The organism is Miltoncostaea marina (assembly GCF_018141525.1).
GTDB lineage: Bacteria > Actinomycetota > Thermoleophilia > Miltoncostaeales > Miltoncostaeaceae > Miltoncostaea > Miltoncostaea marina.
On record NZ_CP064655.1, the window covers coordinates 376,219 to 394,365 of the forward strand.

Here is an 18,147-nt window from a genome sequence, read left to right on the forward strand (position 1 = left end):
CACCGAGCGTAATGGAGCGGCGCGGCGCGCGGCGCCGGCGCGACCCCGGCGGATCAGCGGCCCGCGGCCATCCCGTCGATCAGCAGGTCCACCGTCGGACCCGCCCGGTCCGGGTCGGCGGCCCGGTGGTCCACGATCGCGCGCACCAGCACGCCGCGCAGCACGCCGATGGCCGCCTCCACGTCGGCGCCGGGCCGCAGCTCGTCGCGCTCGACGCCGAGCTCGAGCAGCCGCCGGTACCGCTCCCGGCGCGGCGCGAGCAGCACCCGCTGCAGCTCGTCCGAGAGGTGTGCGTTCGCGGCCGACGCGAACAGCAGGGTGCGCACGAACATGCGGTTGGCGCCCGTGGCGATCGCCTCCAGGTCGGCGCGCAGCGCGTGCTCGAGCGCCTCGCGCACCGGTGCGTCGGCGTCGGCCGGCACGTCGCCGTCGAGGTCCCGGAGGGCGTCGATCACCAGCTCCTCGACGCTGCTCCAGCGCCGCAGGATGGTGGGGTAGCCGGAGCCCGACCGCGCGGCGATGCGCGCCCAGGTGGTGCGCTCCACGCCGACCTCGCCGACGACCTCGCGGGCCGCCTGCATGATGCGCCCGTCGACCACCGTGTCGAGCGGGCGGCCCGGCCGGCCGGGGATGCGCAGGCGCGAGGCGGGGCTCACGGCCCGACCCCCGCGCGCGGCGGATGGAGCTCGTCTGGATCCTGTGGCGTCATGCGCACGGAAAGGATCGACATCCCGGCCGGGCGCCTCGACGGCCGACGGGCGACCGGTGCGGCCGGATGCGCGTCAATCGATCGTACGACGAGGCATCAACCGATCGTATCCCCGCGGAGGGGCGCGGCCCGGCGCCGCCGCGCTAGCGTCGACCGGCGTGGAGCTCGGCGTCTACACCTTCGCGGAGCTCACGCCGGACCCGGCAACCGGCCGGGTCGTCGGCCCGGCCGAGCGGCTGCGCGACCTGCTCGAGGAGATCGAGCTCGCCGACCAGGTCGGCCTGGACGTGTTCGGCGTGGGCGAGCACCACCGCCCCGACTTCGCCGTCTCCGCGCCGGCCGTCGTGCTCGCCGCGGCCGCGGCGCGCACCTCGCGCATCCGGCTCACCAGCGCCGTCAGCGTGCTGAGCTCCGACGACCCCGTCCGCGTCTTCCAGGACTTCGCGACGCTCGACCTGCTGTCGGGCGGCCGCGCCGAGGTCATGGCCGGGCGCGGGTCGTTCATCGAGTCGTTCCCGCTCTTCGGCCAGGATCTCCAGGACTACGACGACCTCTTCGCCGAGAAGCTCGAGCTGCTGCTGGCCGTGCGCGAGGAGGAGCGGGTCACCTGGGCGGGGCGCCACCGCGCGCCGATCGACGGCCGCGGCGTGTACCCACGGCCGCTGCAGCGGCCGCTGCCGGTCTGGGTCGCGGTCGGCGGCACCCCCGCCAGCGTCGTGCGGGCCGGGGCGCTCGGGCTGCCGATGGCCCTGGCGATCATCGGCGGCCAGCCGGCGCGGTTCGCGCCGTTCGCCGAGCTGCACCGGCGCGCCGCGGACGAGGCGGGCCGCCCCCGGCCGGCGCTCGGCGTCAACTCGCACGGGTACGTCGCCGACACCTCGCAGCGGGCGGCCGACGAGGCGTACCGGCCGTTCGCGACGATGATGGACCGCATCGGCCGCGAGCGGGGCTGGTCGCCGATGACGCGGTCGCAGTTCGACGCCTCCGTCGGCCTGCACGGCGCCAACGTGGTCGGCAGCCCGGAGCAGGTCGCCGAGAAGATCCTCTTCCAGCACCGGATCTTCGGCCACGACCGGTTCCTCATCCAGTTCAGCGTCGGCACGCTGCCCCACCGGCAGGTGATGCGGGCCATCGAGCTGTTCGGCACCGAGGTGGCGCCCGTGGTGCGGCGCGAGGTCGCCGCGCGCGCGGCGGTCGCGCCGGGGGGCGGCGCCGCGGCCTGACCGGGCCGGGGAGTGCCGCGGCCCGCGGGCGGGTATGCCGTCCCCGCCAGGCCGCCACGTCCGAGCGAGGGCCCCATGCCGCCGACCACCGTCCGACCGCGCCCGGGCCTCCTCCGGGCGGCCGCCGTGCTCGTGCTCGCCGCCGCCGCGGTGCTCGCGGGCGTGGCCTGCGGCTCCGACGACGACGACGAGGGCGCCGTCCCCGCGTTCTCGGCCGAGCAGCTCGCCGCGCCGCCCGGCGCCGACTGGATCACCAACGGCGGCTCGACGATGAACCAGCGCTACTCGCCGGCGTCACGCATCACGCCGGAGAACGTCGGCGGGCTGAAGGGCGTCTGGCGCGCCCGGCTCGACGGGTCGGGCACCGCGGCCAAGTACTCGGGCGAGGCCCAGCCCATCGTCTACGGCGACACGATGTACGTGATCACCGGCGCGGACGACGTGTTCGCGCTGGACGTGGCGACCGGCGAGAAGCGCTGGGTCTACGAGGCGAAGCTCGACCCTGGCATCGACACCGTCTGCTGCGGCTGGACGAGCCGCGGCGTGGCGATCGGCGACGGCCGCGTCTACGTGGGCCAGATCGACGGCAAGCTCGTCGCGCTCGACGCCGAGACCGGCGAGGTCGACTGGGAGACCCAGGCCGTGAGCTGGCAGCGCGGCGAGACGATCACCTCGGCGCCGCTCTACTGGGAGGGGCGCGTCTACAGCGGCATGTCGGGCGGGGAGTTCGGCGTGCGCGGACGCGTCATGGCCTTCGACGCCGAGACCGGCGAGGAGGAGTGGCGCTTCTGGACCATCCCCGGCCCGGGCGAGACCGGCCACGACAGCTGGCCGCAGGACAACGAGGCCTGGAAGACGGGCGGCGCCCCGGTGTGGCAGACCCCGTCGATCGACCCCGAGCTGGGGCTGCTCTACTTCTCCACCGGCAACGCGTCGCCCGACCTCGACGGCAGCGCGCGCGAGGGGGACAACCTGTTCGCGGCGTCCATGGTCGCCATCGACGCGCGCACGGGCGAGTACCGGTGGCACTTCCAGCAGGTGCACCACGACATCTGGGACTACGACGCCCCGAGCCCCACGGTGCTGTTCGACGTCGAGATCGACGGGCGGACCCGGCACGGCATCGCGGAGGCGAGCAAGACCGGATGGCTGTACATGCTCGACCGCGAGACCGGCGAGCCGCTGCTGCCGATCCCTGAGCGGCCGGTGCCGCAGAGCGCCCGGCAGAAGACCTCGCCGACGCAGCCGATCCCGAGCTACCCGCCGTTCATCTCGCACCGCATCAGCGACGAGGCCTACGGGGGCATCCTGAAGGCGCTGCGCAGCCAGGCGGGGGAGGGCGAGCGGATCACGCCGCCGCCGCGGGCGAAGCAGGTCTTCACGCCGCCGGACGCGACGCTGACGGTGATGACCCCCGGCCCCGCCGGCGGCGTCAACTGGCCGCCGACGAGCTACAACCCGAAGACCGGCATGTTCTACGTCTGCGCCCAGGACAGCGTCGCGGGCTTCCAGTTCGAGCGCTCGCAGGAGTTCGAGGAGGGCTCGTACTACATCGGCTCGGTGCTCAGCACCGTCGGCTTCGGCGCCTCGCCCGGCGTGCTCGCCGCGATCGACGCCGCGACCGGCCGGATCGCCTGGAGCAAGCGCTGGCCCGAGTCCTGCTACAGCGGGACCACCACCACCGGGGGCGGCCTGGTCTACGTGGGGCGCAACTCCGGCCACCTCGAGGCCTACGACGCGCGCACCGGCGAGCGGCGCTGGCGCTTCCAGACCGGCGCCGGCGCCAACAGCACCGCGAGCGTGTTCGAGCGCGACGGCACCGAGTACGTCGCCTTCTACGCCGCGGGCAACTCGCTGGCCGCCTCGCCGCACGGCGACAACGTGTGGCTCTTCAGCCTCGACGGGACGCTGGCCGAGGCGACCGAGGTCGGGCCCGGCACGGGCACCGGCCACGGCGGCCAGGGCGGCGGCGCGGAGCCGGAGAGCGGTGACCCGGACGACGGCCGGACGGTCTTCGCGGAGAACTGCTCGTCGTGCCACGGCGCCGACGGCCGCGGCGGCAACGGCGGGCCCGACCTGTCGAAGCTGCCCAACGCGCGCGTGCCCGAGCGGGTCGCCGCCAAGGTGCGCAACGGCGGCAACGGCATGCCGGCCTTCCGCGACACGCTCACGCCCAACCAGATCAACGACGTGGCGGCGTACGTGGCGAACGCGGTGGCCGCCCAGCCGTAGCGGCGGGCCCGGCCCGTCGCGGGGCCGGGCGCCCGCCCTCGTCCGCGCCGCCCGCGTCGGCCGGCGGCGCGGGCGCATGGCATCATCGCGGGCTCCGAGCCCCGCCCCCCGCCGGAGCGCCCGATGCCCGCCCCACCAGACCCCACGACGGCACCCGCGGCGCGCGGCGCGGTGGCGCGGTCCGCCGCCGCGGGCGCCCGCGTGCTGGTGCTGTGGACCGGCTTCCGGGCGGGGGCGCAGACCTGCGCGGCGCTGGCCCGCGCGGGCTTCGACGTGCTCCCCGCGCACCCGGCGGGCGACCCCGGCGGCGCGTCGCGCCGGGCGCGCCGGCCAGAGCGCTACCCGGCTCCGTCCGCGGGCGCCGGCGCCGTCCTGGCGTGGCTCGCCGACCGCTGCGCCCGGGGCGACGTCGACGCGGTGCTGCCGCTCGACGAGGACCTGGTGCGGTTGCTGGCCGAGCGGCCGCCCCCGCTCGGCGGCGCGCGCCTGGTCGGACCCGACGCGGCGCAGTACGCGGCGCTCTGCGACAAGCACCGGCTGGTCGCCACGGCCGCGGCGGCGGGCGTGGACCACCCGGCCACGATCACGGTCACCGCGTCGGGGCCCGACGGGCCGTGGCCGGCGCTGCCGTCGATGGTGAAGCCCGTCGTCTCGCGATCCGACATGTCGCTCGCCGCGATCACCGTCGCGCGCGACGAGCGGGAGCGCTCGCGGCAGGTGGGCCGCCTGCTCGACGCCGGCCTCGACGCCCTGGTGCAGGAGCGGGTCGAGGGCCGGCGATGGGTGGTCCACTGCGTCCGCGGGGCGGACGGGCTGCTGGCCGTGCCCTCGCGCATCGAGCTCGACTGGCCGCGCGGCACGGGGGTCGCCTGCGTGCAGCGCAGCCACCCCCGCCCGCCGCCGGGCCTGGTCGAGGGCGTCGCGCGCCTGCTGCGGCACGCCGGGTACCGCGGGCCGGCCACGGTGAGCTCGCTCCGCAGCGGCGGGCGCCTGCTGGTGCACGACGTCAACCTGCGCGTCGGCGCGTCGGTGGGCCTGATGATCCGCAGCGGGCTCGACATCCCGCGCCTCGCGGTCGAGGAGGCGCTCGGCGTCCCGCTCGCCGCGCCGCGCTGGCGGCCGACGCGCTACGTCTGGCTCGACGGCGAGCTCGGCGCGCTCGCCGCCGCGCTGCGCGGCGGCGGCGCCGGGGCCGCGGCCCGTGTGGCCGCCCGGATCGCGGCGGCGGCCCTGCGACCCGCCGCGATGACCGACCCCTCGCCGCTCGACCCGTGGTGGCTGCGCGAGCGGGCCGCGTCCCTGCCGCGGCGCCTCAGCCGGCTCCGGCGCGGCGGTCGAGCAGGGGGATGAGCCCTGCGGCGATCGCGTCGGGCGACGGCGGGCAGCCGGCGATGCGCACGTCGACCGGCAGCACGTCCTCCAGCCGGCCGGCCGCCTCGGGCGAGCGGCGGAAGGGGCCGCAGCCCAGCGCGCAGTCGCCGAGCGCGGCCACCAGGCGCGGCTCGGACATCGCCTCGTAGGCCCGCTCCAGCGCGACGCGCATCCCGCCGGTCACCGGGCCGGTGACGAGCAGCACGTCGGCGTGGCGCGGGGAGGCCGTGATCGAGATGCCGAAGCGGCTCAGGTCGTAGGCCGGCCCGGACGCGGCGCCGAGCTCGTGCTCGCAGCCGTTGCACGAGCCGGCGTCGACGTGCCGCAGCTGGAGGGCCCCGCGGGGCCCGCGCGGCAACGCCGCGTCGCGGCGCGCCCGCCGCAGGTCGCGGAGCAGGAGGAACACGGCTACCGGTCCACGCAGGCGTAGCAGAGCTCGAAGCTCTTGTTGACCAGGGGGAAGTCGGGGAGGATCGCGCCCCGGCAGGCGCGGGCGACGGCCGGCCAGTTGGCGAACGAGGCGGTGCGCAGGTGCACGCGCCGCACGGCGCCGCCGTCCAGCTCGACGGCGCAGACCGTCTCGCCGCGCGGGCTCTCGGCGCGCCCGACGCCGTGGGCCGACGGCGGGGCGGAGGGCAGCGCGTGGCCCGGCGCCACCGGCCCGTCGAGCAGCTCGTCGAGCATCGCCAGCGTGTCCGTCAGCTCGAGCGCCCGCGCCTCCATGCGCGCCGCCACGTCGCCCTCCGCGCCGGGCGGCACGGCGGGCCGCAGGCCCGCGTAGCGCAGACGCGGGCTGCGCTCGCGCGCGTCGGTGGCGACCCCGGTCGCCCGGGCCGCCGGGCCGACCGTCCCGAGCCGGCGGGCCTCGTCGGCGGGCAGCGCGCCGGCGCCCCGGGCGCGGTCGCGCAGCGAGGCGTCGAACAGCAGGGAGCGCCACGCGGCGGCGACGTCGGGCGCCAGCTCGCGCAGCGCGCCGCGGGCGCGGCCGGCCGCGGCCCGGTCCGCGGCGACGGCGCCCGCCCCGGCGGCGACGGCCCCGAACATGAAGCGGTGCCCCGCCAGGTCGGCGATGGCCCGCTGGGCCCGCTCCTTGAGCGCCGCGAAGGCCATCGCGCCGGGGGCGAGGCCGACGCCCGCGCAGATCGCGCCGATGTCGTGCAGGTGGTTGTAGAGGCGCTCCAGCTCCGCGAGCAGCGTCCGCGAGCGGCGCAGGTCGTCGTCCGGCCAGAGGCCCCGCGCCGCCTCGACGGCGTGGGCGATGGCGATGCCGGTGGCCACCGAGCACGCGGCGCACGCCCGCCCGACGGTGGCGAGGGCCTCCTCGGCGGACCCGCCCTCGGCCACGCGCTCCAGGCCGCGGTGCTTGTGGAAGAGCTGGATGTCGAGGTGCACGATGCGCTCGCCGACCGTGTGGAAGCGGAAGTGCCCCGACTCGATGACGCCCGCGTGCACCGGGCCGACTGCCACCTGGTGCACGTCGTCGCCCAGCACCGGGGTCGCCCAGGCGGCCAGGTCGCCCGGGTGGTGGACGAGCGGCCGGTGCGGCTCGTGACCGGCGAAGCGCAGGCCGAACAGGTCGCGGGCCTCGCGCTCGTCCCAGGCGAGGTGCGGCGCGAGGTCGATGATCGTCGGCACCTCGCCCCGCGGCGCCGGGCAGCGCAGGACGAGGTCCCCGGCCGGCGTCGCGCAGACGTAGCGGGCCTCGAGCCCGTCGCCGGCGGCCGCCGCGAACAGCGCCTGCACCGCGCCCCCGGACGCGAGCACGGCCGCGACCTCGTCGCGCAGCAGGTCGGGCCCGACCACGGCCTGCCCGGCGCGCGCCGCCCCGGCGGCGCGCGCCACCTCAGGCACCCCCGCCCATCGCCTCGGCCAGCGCGGAACCCGGCAGCGTGTGCGCGACGGCCGCCAGCGCGAGGAGCGCCGCGACGGCCAGCGCCGTGAGCCCGGCGATCGCCCGCGTGGCGCGCGGGCCGGACGGGCGGCGGCCGGTGGGTCGCCCGCCGAGGCCCTCCAGCAGCGCGTGCGCCATCCCCAGGAAGCCCAGCGCCAGCAGTACGGCCGCGACCGCCGACGCCCAGGCCAGCCCGGCGGCGAACCCGCCGGCCAGCACGAGCACCTCGCTCACGAACAGCGGCGACGGCGGCATGCCGGCGAGGGCGGCGAGGCTGACGCCGGCCGCGCCCGCGACGCGGCCGTCGAGCTCGGCGAGCCCGCGCGCGGGCCGCCGCCCGGCGGCCGGCTGGTAGCGCAGCAGCGGCACCGCGACGGCGAAGCCGAGCGACTTGGCCACGCCGTGGCCGGCGACGTGCAGCAGCGCGCCGGCGGTCGCGAGCGGGTGGCCGATGCCGATCGCCAGGGCGATGACCCCCATGTGCTCCAGGCTCGAGTAGGCGAGCAGCCGCTTCCAGGGCAGCGGCCGCCACAGGAACGGCACTGCGACGGCGAGCGAGACCAGCCCGAGGCCCACGAAGAGCGCCTGGGCCGGGCGCGGCCCCAGCGCGGGCTCGAGCGCGATCGACAGCCGCCAGGCCACGAGGGCGACGGTCGGCAGCAGGGCGGCCGACAGCAGCGCGCTGACCGGCGGCGGCGCCTCGCCGTGGGCGTCCGGCAGCCAGTTGTGGACCGGCGCCCAGCCGGCCTTGGCGGCGAGGCCGGCGACGATCAGGACGAAGGCGGCCAGCGCCGCGTCGCCGTCGAGCCGCGGCGCCGCGCCCTCGAGCTCGGCCCAGCCGAGCGACGACAGCGCCGCGCCCTCGCCGGCGGCCGCCGACAGCACGACGATGCCGAACAGCGCCACCGCGAGGCCCAGGGTGGTGAGCACGAGGTACTTCCAGCCGGCCTCGATCGCGCGCCGCGTGCCGCTCACCGCCACCAGCAGGGCGGACGCGGCGGTCGTCGCCTCGATCAGCACCCAGGCCACGGCGAGGTCGTCCACGATCGGCACCGCCACGAGCGCCGCCCAGAACAGGTGGAGGGCGCCCCAGTAGAGGCGGCGCACCCGCAGCGCGCCGCCGCGCGAGCTGCGCGCCCCGCGCAGCCAGCCGGGCGAGGTGGCCGCCGCGACGGCGCCCACCGCGGCGATGGTGGCCAGGAACACGCCGCCCGGCGCGTCGATGCGCCACCACCCGCCCGTCGCCGGGTCCTCGCCGGCGCGGGCGAGCGCGAGCGCGCCCAGGGCCGCGGCCGGCAGGGCGGCGGCCAGGCCGCCCCAGTGGCCGACGCGGTCGGCCGCGCGGGCCGACCGGCACAGGAGCACGGCGACGGCGACGAGCGCCGGCGCGAGCGGCGCGGCGACGACGAGCACGGCGACGGCGTCAGTCACGCACGCCCCGCAGGGCCGAGGAGTCGCTCGTGCCGAACGCGGCCACGATGCGCCGCTGCATGATCGCCGCCACCGCGACGAGCGCCACGAGGTCGAAGGCGATGCCCGCCTCCACGACGAGCGGCAGCACGCCGCCCGCCGTCACCGCGGCCACGGCGACGCCGTTCTCGGCCACCAGCACGGCGAGCACCGCGAACAGGGTCGCGCGCCGCAGCAGCACCAGGGCCAGCCCGGTGGCGACGAGCGCCGCCGCCGTGCGCTCGGCGGCGCGGTCGTCGAGGCCGAACTCCGGCACCAGCGCGACGACGACGAGCACGAGGGCCAGCGCCGCCCCGAGGCGGGCGAGCATGGCGGGCTCGTCGTCGTGCGGGCGCGGCTCGCGCACCCGGTGCACGGCGGCGAGGGTGATCCCGGAGACCGCGACGCCCTTCAGCAGCAGCATGGCGGCCGCGGCCGTCCCGTGCGCCGAGCCCGGCGCCGCCGCGAGCGCGCCCGCGCCCACCAGCAGGGTCTGCGCGGCCACGAGCGCGGCCGCGGGCAGGGGCCGCCGCGCGGCCACGGCGGCGAGGCCGGCGAGCGTCACCAGCGCGAGCAGCCAGGCGCTCATCCGGCGCCCCAGGCGGCGCTCACCACGCCCGCGAGGGCCACCGCGACGCCGGCGAGCAGCGTCGGCGGCACGCGCAGGAGCCGCATCTTGGCCTGCCAGCTCTCCACGAGGGCCAGGCCGCCGACCAGCGCGAGGACGCCCAGCGCGAGCGCCGCCAGGCCGCCCGCGGCGTCGCCCGGGTGCGGCAGCGCCAGCGACGCCGCCACGACCAGCACCACCCAGTGGCGGGCGGCCGCCGTCCACTGCAGCAGCGCCAGGTCGCGCCCGGCGTACTCGAGGAGCGGGCCCTCGTGGACCATCGTCAGCTCGAGGTGCGTGTCGGGGTTGTCGATCGGTTGGCGCCCGGTCTCCAGCAGCACCACGAGGCCCATGGCGAGCGCGGCGCACCAGCGGGCGGGGTCCTCCCACGGACCGGTGCCCGCGCCGGCCTCCCACATGGCGCGCAGGTCGGTCGAGCCCGCCGGGATCGCGGCCAGCAGCACCACCAGCACGAGCAGGGCCTCGCCGACGACCGCGAACGCCAGCTCGCGCGAGGCGCCCATCAGCCCGAAGCCGCCCCCGGTGTCCCAGGCCGACAGCGCCACGGCGATCCGGGCGAGCGCCAGCAGGCCCACGAGCAGCAGCGCGTCGTGCCCCGCCGGCCAGGCCGTCCCCCAGGCGCCGACCGGCACGACCAGGACGCACACCGCCAGGGCCGCCGCGGCGGCCACGGGGGCCCAGCGGTAGGCGGCGCCGGACCCCTCAGGGTCGACGGTGCCCCGCCGCCACAGGCGCCGCAGCTCGCGGTACGGCTGCAGCACGCCGGGGCCGCGGCGGCCCTGCAGGCGCGCCTTGAGGGCCTGCACGCCGCCCGGCAGCAGCGGCGCCAGCGCGAGGCCGGCCATCTGCGCGGCCGTCGCCGCGGCGTCGGCGGCCCTCATCCGAGCGCACCGGCACGGGCGAGGGCCAGCAGCAGCACGACCACGCCGACGAGCGCGGCGATGTACTGGCGGATGCTGCCGGACTGCAGGCGGCGCGCGGCCCCGGCGCCGGCGAGCGCGGCGCGCGCGGTGGGCCCGTAGAGCAGCGAGTCGAACAGGTGCGGCACGCCGCCGCGGTGGCGGATCTCGCGCACGATCCCCGCCCGGGCCACGACCTCCACGCCGCGCCGCGGGCGCAGCATGCCGCCGAAGGCGAGCCGCAGCGGCTTCGTGAAGGCGGCCGACGTCCACGCCAGCTCGCGGCCCGCGTCCTGGCCGCAGTTCCAGACCGGCGCGGCGGCGCGCGGGCGCCGCCCCCGGGCGACGGCCAGCAGCGCGGCCGCGCCGCCCAGCGCCAGCGCGGCGCCGAGCGTCGGCAGCGAGGCGCCCGGCACGCCGACGCCCGCGGCGACCTCCGCCCCGTCGCCGCCCGGGGCCAGCCGCTCGAGCGCGGGCATCAGCGGCCCGGGGGCCACGCCCAGCGCGACGCAGCCGGCCGCGAGCGCGGCGGGCGCCCAGCGCATCGGCCCGGGCACCTCCGTCGCGGCGGCGGCGCCCGGGCCGCGCGGGCGCCCGAGCAGCGCGAGCCCGGCGAGCGCGACGAAGCACACGACGGCGAGCCCCGTGGTGGCGGCGAGCGCGGCCGCGCCCAGCGCGCCCGCCAGCGCGGTGCCGACGGCGTCCGCGCGCGCCAGCTCGATCAGCGCGCCGAGCGTCGCCCACTCCGAGGCGAAGCCGGCGAGCACCGGCACGCCGGCCAGCGCGAGCGCCCCGACGAGGGTGGCGCCGCCGGTGGCCGGCATGCGACCGAGCAGGCCGCCCATGGCGTCGATGCGCAGGCCGCCCGTGGCGCGCTCGACCGACCCCGCGGTCAGGAACAGCAGCGCCTTGGCGAGGGCGTGGGCGAGGGCGTGCAGCAGCCCGGCCGCGAGCGCGGTCGCGGCCCAGCGGGCCTCGCCGCGCGCCTCGAGCAGCGCGGCGGCGCCGAGGGCGGCGGTCACGATGCCGGCGTTCTCGATCGTCGAGAAGGCGAGCAGGCGCTTGAGGTCGGCCTGGAAGACCGCGTAGAGGATCCCGGTCAGCGCCGAGAGCGCGCCGAGCGCCAGCACCGTGAACCCGACCCACGCGGGCGGGCCGCCCGGCCACCCGGTCAGCAGGCGGGCGAGGCCGTAGAGCGCCACGCTGACCATGGCCCCCGACATCACCGCCGAGACGTTGCTCGGGGCGAGCGGATGGGCGCGCGGCAGCCAGGCGTGCAGCGGCACCAGGCCCGCCTTGGTCCCGAAGCCGACGATGCCCGCCACGGCCACCAGCGCCTGCGCGCCCCCGCCCGCCGCGGCGAGGCCGGCCGGGTCGCCGAGCGCCCCGTGGTGGGCCAGCGCGAGCAGCGCCACCCAGACGCCGGCGCCGCCGATGCGCGTGACCGCGAGGTACTCGAAGACCGCCCGCCGGGCGGGCGCGTCGCCGCGGGCGACCAGGATCGCCGCCGCGGGCACGAGCGTCATCACCTCCCAGAGGGCCAGGAAGGTGACGGCGTCGCGCGCCGTCACCACCCCGGCCAGGGCCAGGCCGAACAGGCCCGTGAGCGCGGCGAGCGTCCGCGGCCGCCGCGCGCCGGCCAGGTAGGGGATCGCATAGAGGGCGGCGGGGACCGCGACGAGCGCCACGAGCAGCAGGAACAGCCCCGACAGGGGGTCGACCCCGAGCGACGGCTCGAGGTCGCTGGTGAAGCCGGCGCCCACCGTGCGCCCGTCGAGCAGGCAGACGGCGCCGACGGCCCCGACGAGGGCCGTCCCGGCGGCCTGGAGGAGGAGTGCGACGGCGATCCCGGCCCGTCGCACCCCCGTGAGCGCCACGCCGCAGGCAATAGAGCCGGCGCCGGCGACCAGCATCGCGGTCAGTGGGCTCAGAGCGCCGGCGCCTCGCCGGAGGGAACGGCCAGCTCGGGCCGACGCTCTTGTTCCTCCATATATTCAAAGATTCCATAGTTCGATACCAATGACAAGGCGAAACGGCTACGATCGATCGCGGACAGCGAAGGAGGCGAGATGCCGAGCGGCGGTGCCCCCGGGTCCCGGGCGGGCCACGAGCCGATCCACGTGGTGAAGGCGGACCTCTTCCGGGTGCTCGGGCACCCGGCGCGGGTGCGGATCCTCGAGCTGCTGCGCGACGGGGAGATGGGCGTCGGGGCCCTCACGTCCGCGCTCGGCCTCGACCCCAGCGGCACCTCGCAGCACCTCGGCGTCATGCGCCGGGCGGGCATCCTCGAGAGCCGCCGCGAGGGGACGAGCGTCTTCTACCGCGCCCGCGACGAGCGCGTCTTCGAGCTGCTCGACGTGGCCCGCGCCCTCCTCACCTCGTCGCTTGAGGCGACGCGGGCGCTGCTGCAGGAGATCGGCGAGGCCACGTAGCGGCCCTCGCGCGGCGTTCGCGCGCATGGAGGCGGGCGGCGGCGGGGATCTGGCTCGGGTGAGCCCATCGCCGCAGAGGAGCGCCGCCGTGATCTCGACCGCCCCCACGCTCGACGTCGTCGACCCCGCCGACGGCACCCTGCTGGACCGCGTGCCCGACGCGGGCGCCGAGGGCGCCGCCGAGGCGGTGGCCGCCGCCCGCGAGGCCGCGCGGGGCTGGGCGCGCACGGCGCCGGCCGAGCGCGCCGCGGCCCTGAAGCGCGCGGCCGCCGCGCTGCGCGAGCGCGCCGACGAGCTGGCCGAGCTGCAGTCGCGCGAGAACGGCCGCCCGCTGGCCGAGTCGCGCGGCGGCGTGGCGGCGGGGATCGGCACGATCGAGGAGTACGCCCACCTCGGGCCGCTCCACGGCGGCCGCACCCTCGCGGGGGCCTGGGAGGCCGCCGACTTCGCGCTGCGCGAGCCGCGCGGCGTCGCCGTCGCCCTCGTGCCCTGGAACGACCCGGTGGCCATCGTCGGCGGCCCGGTGGGCGCCTGCCTGGCGACCGGCAACGCGCTGGTGGTGAAGCCCTCCGAGCGGGCGCCGCTCGCCGTGCGCCTGGCCTGCGAGATCGTGGCCGGGCACGTGCCCGAGGGGGTGCTCGTCGCGCTCACCGGCGGCCCGGCGACCGGCCGCGCGCTCGTGGAGCACCCGGAGGTCGACGTCGTGCTGCACACCGGCTCCGTGTCGACCGGCCGGGAGGTCGCGGCGGCGTGCGGGCGACGCCTGGTGAAGGCCGTCCTCGAGCTGGGCGGCAAGGACCCGCTGATCGTCGACGAGGACGTCGACCCCGAGTGGGCGGCCGGCCAGGCGGCCTCTGGCGCGTTCGCCAACTGCGGCCAGGTGTGCACGTCGGTGGAGCGGGTCTACGTGCACGAGCGGGTGCTGGAGCCGTTCGCGGCCGCGCTCGCCCGGCGCGCCGGCGAGCTCGTGCCCGGCCACCCGATCGACGCGCGCTCCACGCTCGGCCCGCTCATCGACGAGCGCCAGCGGGCGATCGTCGAGGAGCACGTGCGCGAGGCGACCGCGGCGGGCGCCGAGGTGGTGCACGGCGGCTCGCGCATCGACGGCGCCGGCTTCTTCCACGAGCCCACCGTGCTGGTGGAGGCGCGCGACGACATGCGCATCATGCGCGAGGAGACCTTCGGCCCGGTCGCCGCGATCCGCGCCGTGCGCTCGTTCGACGAGGCGCTCGCCGCGGCGGACGCGGGCGAGTACGGCCTGGCCGCCACGGTCCTCACCCGCTCGCAGCGCAACGCCCAGCGCGCGCTGCGCGAGCTGCGGGTGGGCACGGTGAAGATCAACGCGGTGTGGGGCGGCGCGCCGGGCGGCTCCGCGGAGCCGCGCAAGTCGAGCGGCCTCGGCATGGGCTACGGGCCCGCCCTGCTCGACGAGGTGACCGCCCAGAAGGTGGTGCACATGGTGCCCGCGCCCTGACGGCGATGGCCGGCGACGGCGGGTTCCCGCTCCCCGGGCTCGGCGACGTCCCGGGGTTCCTGACGGCCCCGGCCGCCTGGCTGCTCGACGGGCTCGCCCGCTGGCAGGCCGGCCGCGGGATGCGCGGTGGCGTCGCCGAGATCGGCGTCTTCTACGGCCGTTCAGCCCTCGTGCTGGGGCGCGCGCTGGCCCCCGGCGAGCGGCTGGTCGCGTGCGACCGGTTCGACGTGGGGGCCGGCGACGTGCCCGGCTGGTCGTTCCGCGAGGCGCGCGGGCCGGAGGAGGCCCTCCGCGCCCGCTGGCGGGAGTGGGTCGGCGACGAGGCCGGGTTGGTCGTGCTGCGGCGGGACTCGGCCGACCTCGCCCCCGGCGACCTCGGCGCGTGCCCGCGGCTCGTGCACGTGGACGGCGGGCACGGCTACGACGACGTCCGCCGGGACCTGCTGCTGGCCGAGCGGGCGCTCGACCCGGGCGGCGCGATCGTGCTCGACGACGTGCTGCTGCCGGAGTGGCCCGACGTGACCGTCGCCGTCGTCGATCACCTCCGGGCGCGCCCCGGCGCGCTCGCGCCGGTGGCGGTGGCGGAGCACAAGCTGGTCGTCTGCCGCGCGCCGGCCCTCGCCGAGCACCGGGCGTGGGCCGCCGCCGCCCTGCCGGCCATCTTCGCCCCGCCGCGGTTCCTCGTCGCCGAGCGGACCTTCGTCGGCGCGCCGGTCCTCGTCGCCACCCGCCTGCCGGGCTGACGCGCGATGGCGGAACTCCGCGTACCCGGGCACGCGCAGCGCGACGAGGCGGAGGTTGCGCGAGGCCGCCGCCCGGCGCCCGCCGGCGGTCGCGGGGTCGCCCTCCAGGTGCAGGCCGACCGCCTCCGGCACCCAGGTGATGCGGGCGCCGGCCGCATGGAGTCGTGCGCCGAACTCGACGTCCTCGTAGCCCCACTCGCCGTCGAAGGCCTGGCACCAGCCGCCCACCTCCAGCGCCTGGCGGCGGCCGTAGGAGACGTTGCAGCCGTGGAAGCAGTGGTAGGGGTGGGGGTGGCGGTCGATGCGCCGCGCCTCGGCGGCCCGCCAGTCGCGCGCGTGGCCGGGGCGGTTGGAGCCGGAGGCCGGGAGGTCGGGCACCGACGCCAGGCGCCGGTGGACGTCCGGGCCGGCCGCGAAGCCGCGCGGCAGGCTGATGAAGCGCCGCAGGCCGAACGTCGCCACGGGCCGGTCCCGGTGGCGTGCGGCGTGGGCGGCCACGAAGCCCGGCGGCACCACCATGTCGTCGTCGATCGAGACGACGACCTCGCCCTCCGCGGCGGCGAGCCCCCGGTTGCGGGCCGAGGCCGGCGCGAAGCCGGTCCGCCGCAGCCGCAGCCACTCGGCGCCCAGCAGGCGGCCCGGCCGGCGGAGCCCCCGGTCGCCATCCTCGGCGGCCGGGCAGCGGACCACGATCACCTGCAGCCGCTCGGACGGGTAGCGCTGCTCCACGAGGCTCCACAGGGTGGCGGCGAGATGCGCGCGCCGGCCGCCGTAGGGGATCACGACGCTGACGTCGGGGGTCTCGGTCGGCTGGCGCAGGTGCCGGTCCTCGGGGCTGACGGTCGGTGACCCGCGGCGCGCGGGCGGGGCCGATGGAGGGTTCCCGTCGCCGGGCGCGGTCACGCGCCGCGCGGTCCGCCGCGACGGCGGCGGCGGTCGCCCACCTGGCGCCGCTCGCCTTCCGGGTCGCCGTCGCGCTCATCGGCCGGAACGCCCGCGCGGCCCCCGCGGCGGCGCCGGCCGATCCGCCCGCGTACACCGTGCTCGGCGCCCTGCGCGGGGAGGAGGCGCGCGCGGGCCGGTGGATCGACGCGGTCGCGGCGCTCCACCACCCGCGCGAGCGGCTCGACGTGATGGTGCTGGTCGAGGCCGACGACGCGCCCACCCGGCGCGCCGCCGAGCGCGCCGCCCGCCGCCTGGGCGAGCCGGGGTGGCTGCGCGTGGTGACGGTGCCGCCGGGCGAGCCGCGCACGAAGCCGCGCGCGCTCGCCCACGGGCTCGCGCTGGCCCGCGGCGACCTGCTCGTGGTCTACGACGCCGAGGACGTGCCCGACCCGTGGCAGCTGCGCGACGCCGCCGCCGTCTTCGCCGCCGGCGGTCCCCGTCTGGCGTGCGTGCAGGCGCGGCCGGCGGTCGTCCCGCCTCGTGGCGACGCCCTCGGGCGGGTGATGGCCGCCGAGTACCGGCTGTGGCACGGGGGCTTCCTGCCCGGCCTCGCGCGGCTGGGCGCGCCCGTCCCGCTCGCCGGCACCTCCAACCACCTGCGCGTGGCGGCCCTGCGGGCCGTCGGCGGCTGGGACCCGCGCAACGTGGCCGAGGACGCCGACCTCGGCGTGCGCCTGGCCCGCGCCGGGCTGCGCACCCGCACGATCGCCTCGCCGACCCGCGAGGAGTCGACGCCCGAGGGCGTCGCCGCGTGGGTCCGGCAGCGGTCGCGTTGGTCGCGCGGGTTCGTGCAGACCTGGCTGGCCGCGCTGCGCCCGCGCGGCGCGCTGCGCCGCGAGCTGGGCGCCGGCCGCGCCGCTTGCGTCCACCTGACGATCGCCGGCACCGTCGCGTCGCAGCTCGCCGCGCCGGCCGCGTGGATCCTCTGCCCCGCGGCCGCGATGGCCGGGGTGCTGCTGCGCCTGGCCGGCTGCCGCGCGCTGCGCGGCGGCGCCGAGGGCCTGGGCGCAGCCGCGCTCGCCGCCCCGGCCGCCTCGCTGCTCGAGGGCGTCGCCGCCTGGCGGGGCCTGTGGCTGCTCGCCCGCGACCCCGGCCGGTGGGAGCGGACGGCGCACCCCGTCCGCCCGGGCTCACCCTGAGGAGCGCGGGATGATCGAGATCTGCCCGCTGGTCTCGAGCACGGCCACCCGCACGTCGTCGAGGCTCGCGACCTGCTGCAGGCGCGCCTGGGCCTCGATCTCCTCGAGGTTGATGCGCTCGCGGCGCAGGTTGGCGTCGACCGGCTTGCCGTCGTGGATCAGCACGATCGGCTCGCCCTCGAGCAGCGGTCGCACCCGACGCCAGCGGAACGACGCGTACGAGACGGCGACGGTCAGCAGCGCGAGCGTCGAGATCGCCAGCACGGCGCCCGTGAACGAGTAGTCGCTCTGGGTGACGCCCTGCTGGATGAGGTCCCCCATCACGATCAGCAGGATCAGGTCGAACGGCTCCATCTCGCCGAGCTCGCGCCGGCCGATGACCCGCGTGACGACGAACAGCAGCACGAACACGGCGGCGGCCCGCAGGATGATGTCCATTCCGCCTCCTCGGGCGTCAGGGGAAGATGAGCAGCGTGCGGTCGGCCCGGGCGAGCACCCGGTCCCCGTCGCGCACCTCGACGTCCTGCGGGCGGGCGCCGACCGTCGTCGGGTTGACCTGCATCTGGATGCGGACGGTCAGGGTGCGGCCCGCCGGCAGCTCGTCGTAGGCCAGCACGAGCCGGCCGGCCGCGTCGCCCTGGTCCACCGGCTCGGGCGAGATCGTGTTGCGGGTGATGCCGTCGCTCCACCCGCGATCGAGCACGATGCGCGGCTGCGCGACCCGTCGCAGCGCCCGCACCTCGATCTCGCCCTGGAAGAGCAGGCCGCCGCGCAGGCGCGAGGGCGCCTCCACCGCGAGCGCCGCGTCGGGCCCCTCGGCGGTGGAGGTCGTCGCGGTCTGCCCGAAGGCGCCGGCGAGCGCGATCGCGCACACGGCCGTCAGCGCGAGCAGCACGCCGCGGCGCACCCACACCCGGTAGGCGCGGCTGCTGAGGTCGCGGTGGCGTTCGGGGGTGAGGCCGTCCGGGAGATCGCTCATGTGGCCGCTTCCCTACCCGGGCCCGGCGGCGGG

Annotated in this window: 16 protein-coding genes and 1 pseudogene; 7 read left to right on the forward strand and 10 right to left on the reverse strand. The window is 78.3% G+C overall.

Annotated elements, in window-relative coordinates:
- Positions 1-53: 53 nt before the first annotated feature.
- A complete protein-coding gene (locus tag ITJ85_RS01870) occupies positions 54-656 on the reverse strand; it encodes a TetR/AcrR family transcriptional regulator (RefSeq protein WP_217914661.1) in 603 nt (200 codons plus the stop codon).
- Positions 657-867: 211 nt separating this feature from the next.
- Between ITJ85_RS01870 and ITJ85_RS01875 the strand changes: the two genes are divergently transcribed.
- The 3 genes from ITJ85_RS01875 to ITJ85_RS01885 all read left to right on the forward strand — a co-directional run bounded on the left by ITJ85_RS01875 (position 868) and on the right by ITJ85_RS01885 (position 5,514).
- The gene (locus ITJ85_RS01875) at positions 868-1,932 is read left to right on the forward strand and encodes an LLM class flavin-dependent oxidoreductase (RefSeq protein ID WP_217914662.1); all 1,065 of its coding nucleotides are present in this window, start codon (positions 868-870) and stop codon (positions 1,930-1,932) included.
- A gap of 75 nt (positions 1,933-2,007) precedes the next feature.
- Complete coding sequence (locus ITJ85_RS01880) at positions 2,008-4,164, forward strand: outer membrane protein assembly factor BamB family protein (RefSeq protein WP_217914663.1); 2,157 nt, start codon at positions 2,008-2,010, stop codon at positions 4,162-4,164.
- A 123-nt stretch (positions 4,165-4,287) separates the two neighbouring features.
- Positions 4,288-5,514 carry an ATP-grasp domain-containing protein gene (locus tag ITJ85_RS01885; protein WP_217914664.1) on the forward strand — a complete coding sequence of 409 codons (1,227 nt, stop codon included), beginning with the start codon at positions 4,288-4,290 and terminating at the stop codon, positions 5,512-5,514.
- Here the strand turns inward: ITJ85_RS01885 and ITJ85_RS01890 are convergent.
- Genes ITJ85_RS01890 through ITJ85_RS01915 form a run of 6 tightly spaced genes read right to left on the reverse strand, consistent with a single transcriptional unit; the run spans position 5,477 to position 12,315 of the window.
- The gene (locus ITJ85_RS01890; protein ID WP_217914665.1) at positions 5,477-5,941 is read right to left on the reverse strand and encodes an NADH-quinone oxidoreductase subunit B family protein; all 465 of its coding nucleotides are present in this window, start codon (positions 5,939-5,941) and stop codon (positions 5,477-5,479) included. The two genes, ITJ85_RS01885 and ITJ85_RS01890, sit on opposite strands and share 38 nt — an antisense overlap.
- A gap of 2 nt (positions 5,942-5,943) precedes the next feature.
- Positions 5,944-7,386: a hydrogenase large subunit gene (locus tag ITJ85_RS01895; protein ID WP_217914666.1), complete on the reverse strand. Its 1,443-nt coding sequence runs from the start codon at positions 7,384-7,386 to the stop codon at positions 5,944-5,946.
- The gene (locus ITJ85_RS01900; protein ID WP_217914667.1) at positions 7,379-8,857 is read right to left on the reverse strand and encodes a proton-conducting transporter transmembrane domain-containing protein; all 1,479 of its coding nucleotides are present in this window, start codon (positions 8,855-8,857) and stop codon (positions 7,379-7,381) included. Before ITJ85_RS01900 ends, ITJ85_RS01895 begins: the two co-directional genes overlap by 8 nt.
- Entirely contained in the window at positions 8,850-9,464 is a 615-nt protein-coding gene (locus ITJ85_RS01905) for a hypothetical protein (RefSeq protein ID WP_217914668.1), read from the reverse strand. The genes ITJ85_RS01900 and ITJ85_RS01905 overlap by 8 nt, the downstream gene beginning before the upstream one ends.
- The gene (locus ITJ85_RS01910; RefSeq protein WP_217914669.1) at positions 9,461-10,384 is read right to left on the reverse strand and encodes a respiratory chain complex I subunit 1 family protein; all 924 of its coding nucleotides are present in this window, start codon (positions 10,382-10,384) and stop codon (positions 9,461-9,463) included. Before ITJ85_RS01910 ends, ITJ85_RS01905 begins: the two co-directional genes overlap by 4 nt.
- Entirely contained in the window at positions 10,381-12,315 is a 1,935-nt protein-coding gene (locus tag ITJ85_RS01915) for a proton-conducting transporter transmembrane domain-containing protein (RefSeq protein WP_217914670.1), read from the reverse strand. Before ITJ85_RS01915 ends, ITJ85_RS01910 begins: the two co-directional genes overlap by 4 nt.
- Before the next feature lie 156 nt (positions 12,316-12,471).
- Between ITJ85_RS01915 and ITJ85_RS01920 the strand changes: the two genes are divergently transcribed.
- The 3 genes from ITJ85_RS01920 (at position 12,472) to ITJ85_RS01930 (ending at position 15,051) form a co-directional block, all read left to right on the forward strand.
- The gene (locus tag ITJ85_RS01920; protein WP_217914671.1) at positions 12,472-12,834 is read left to right on the forward strand and encodes an ArsR/SmtB family transcription factor; all 363 of its coding nucleotides are present in this window, start codon (positions 12,472-12,474) and stop codon (positions 12,832-12,834) included.
- 88 nt (positions 12,835-12,922) lie between these two features.
- Entirely contained in the window at positions 12,923-14,308 is a 1,386-nt protein-coding gene (locus tag ITJ85_RS01925; RefSeq protein ID WP_217914672.1) for an aldehyde dehydrogenase family protein, read from the forward strand.
- Positions 14,309-14,313: 5 nt separating this feature from the next.
- The gene (locus tag ITJ85_RS01930; RefSeq protein ID WP_217914673.1) at positions 14,314-15,051 is read left to right on the forward strand and encodes a class I SAM-dependent methyltransferase; all 738 of its coding nucleotides are present in this window, start codon (positions 14,314-14,316) and stop codon (positions 15,049-15,051) included.
- A gap of 135 nt (positions 15,052-15,186) precedes the next feature.
- Here ITJ85_RS01930 and ITJ85_RS17580 read toward each other — a convergent pair.
- Positions 15,187-15,954 (reverse strand): annotated as a pseudogene (locus tag ITJ85_RS17580) (glycosyltransferase family 2 protein); the annotation flags it as partial.
- On the opposite strand from ITJ85_RS17580, the gene ITJ85_RS01940 reads away from it, so the two are divergent.
- A complete protein-coding gene (locus ITJ85_RS01940) occupies positions 15,924-17,135 on the forward strand; it encodes a glycosyltransferase family 2 protein (protein ID WP_217914674.1) in 1,212 nt (403 codons plus the stop codon). The pseudogene ITJ85_RS17580 and the gene ITJ85_RS01940 sit on opposite strands and share 31 nt — an antisense overlap.
- Here ITJ85_RS01940 and ITJ85_RS01945 read toward each other — a convergent pair.
- Both ITJ85_RS01945 and ITJ85_RS01950 read right to left on the reverse strand, forming a co-directional pair.
- A complete protein-coding gene (locus ITJ85_RS01945) occupies positions 17,127-17,573 on the reverse strand; it encodes a DUF421 domain-containing protein (protein WP_217914675.1) in 447 nt (148 codons plus the stop codon). The two genes, ITJ85_RS01940 and ITJ85_RS01945, sit on opposite strands and share 9 nt — an antisense overlap.
- A 16-nt stretch (positions 17,574-17,589) precedes the next feature.
- Positions 17,590-18,114 carry a hypothetical protein gene (locus ITJ85_RS01950; protein WP_217914676.1) on the reverse strand — a complete coding sequence of 175 codons (525 nt, stop codon included), beginning with the start codon at positions 18,112-18,114 and terminating at the stop codon, positions 17,590-17,592.
- Between the last annotated feature and the right edge of the window lie 33 nt (positions 18,115-18,147).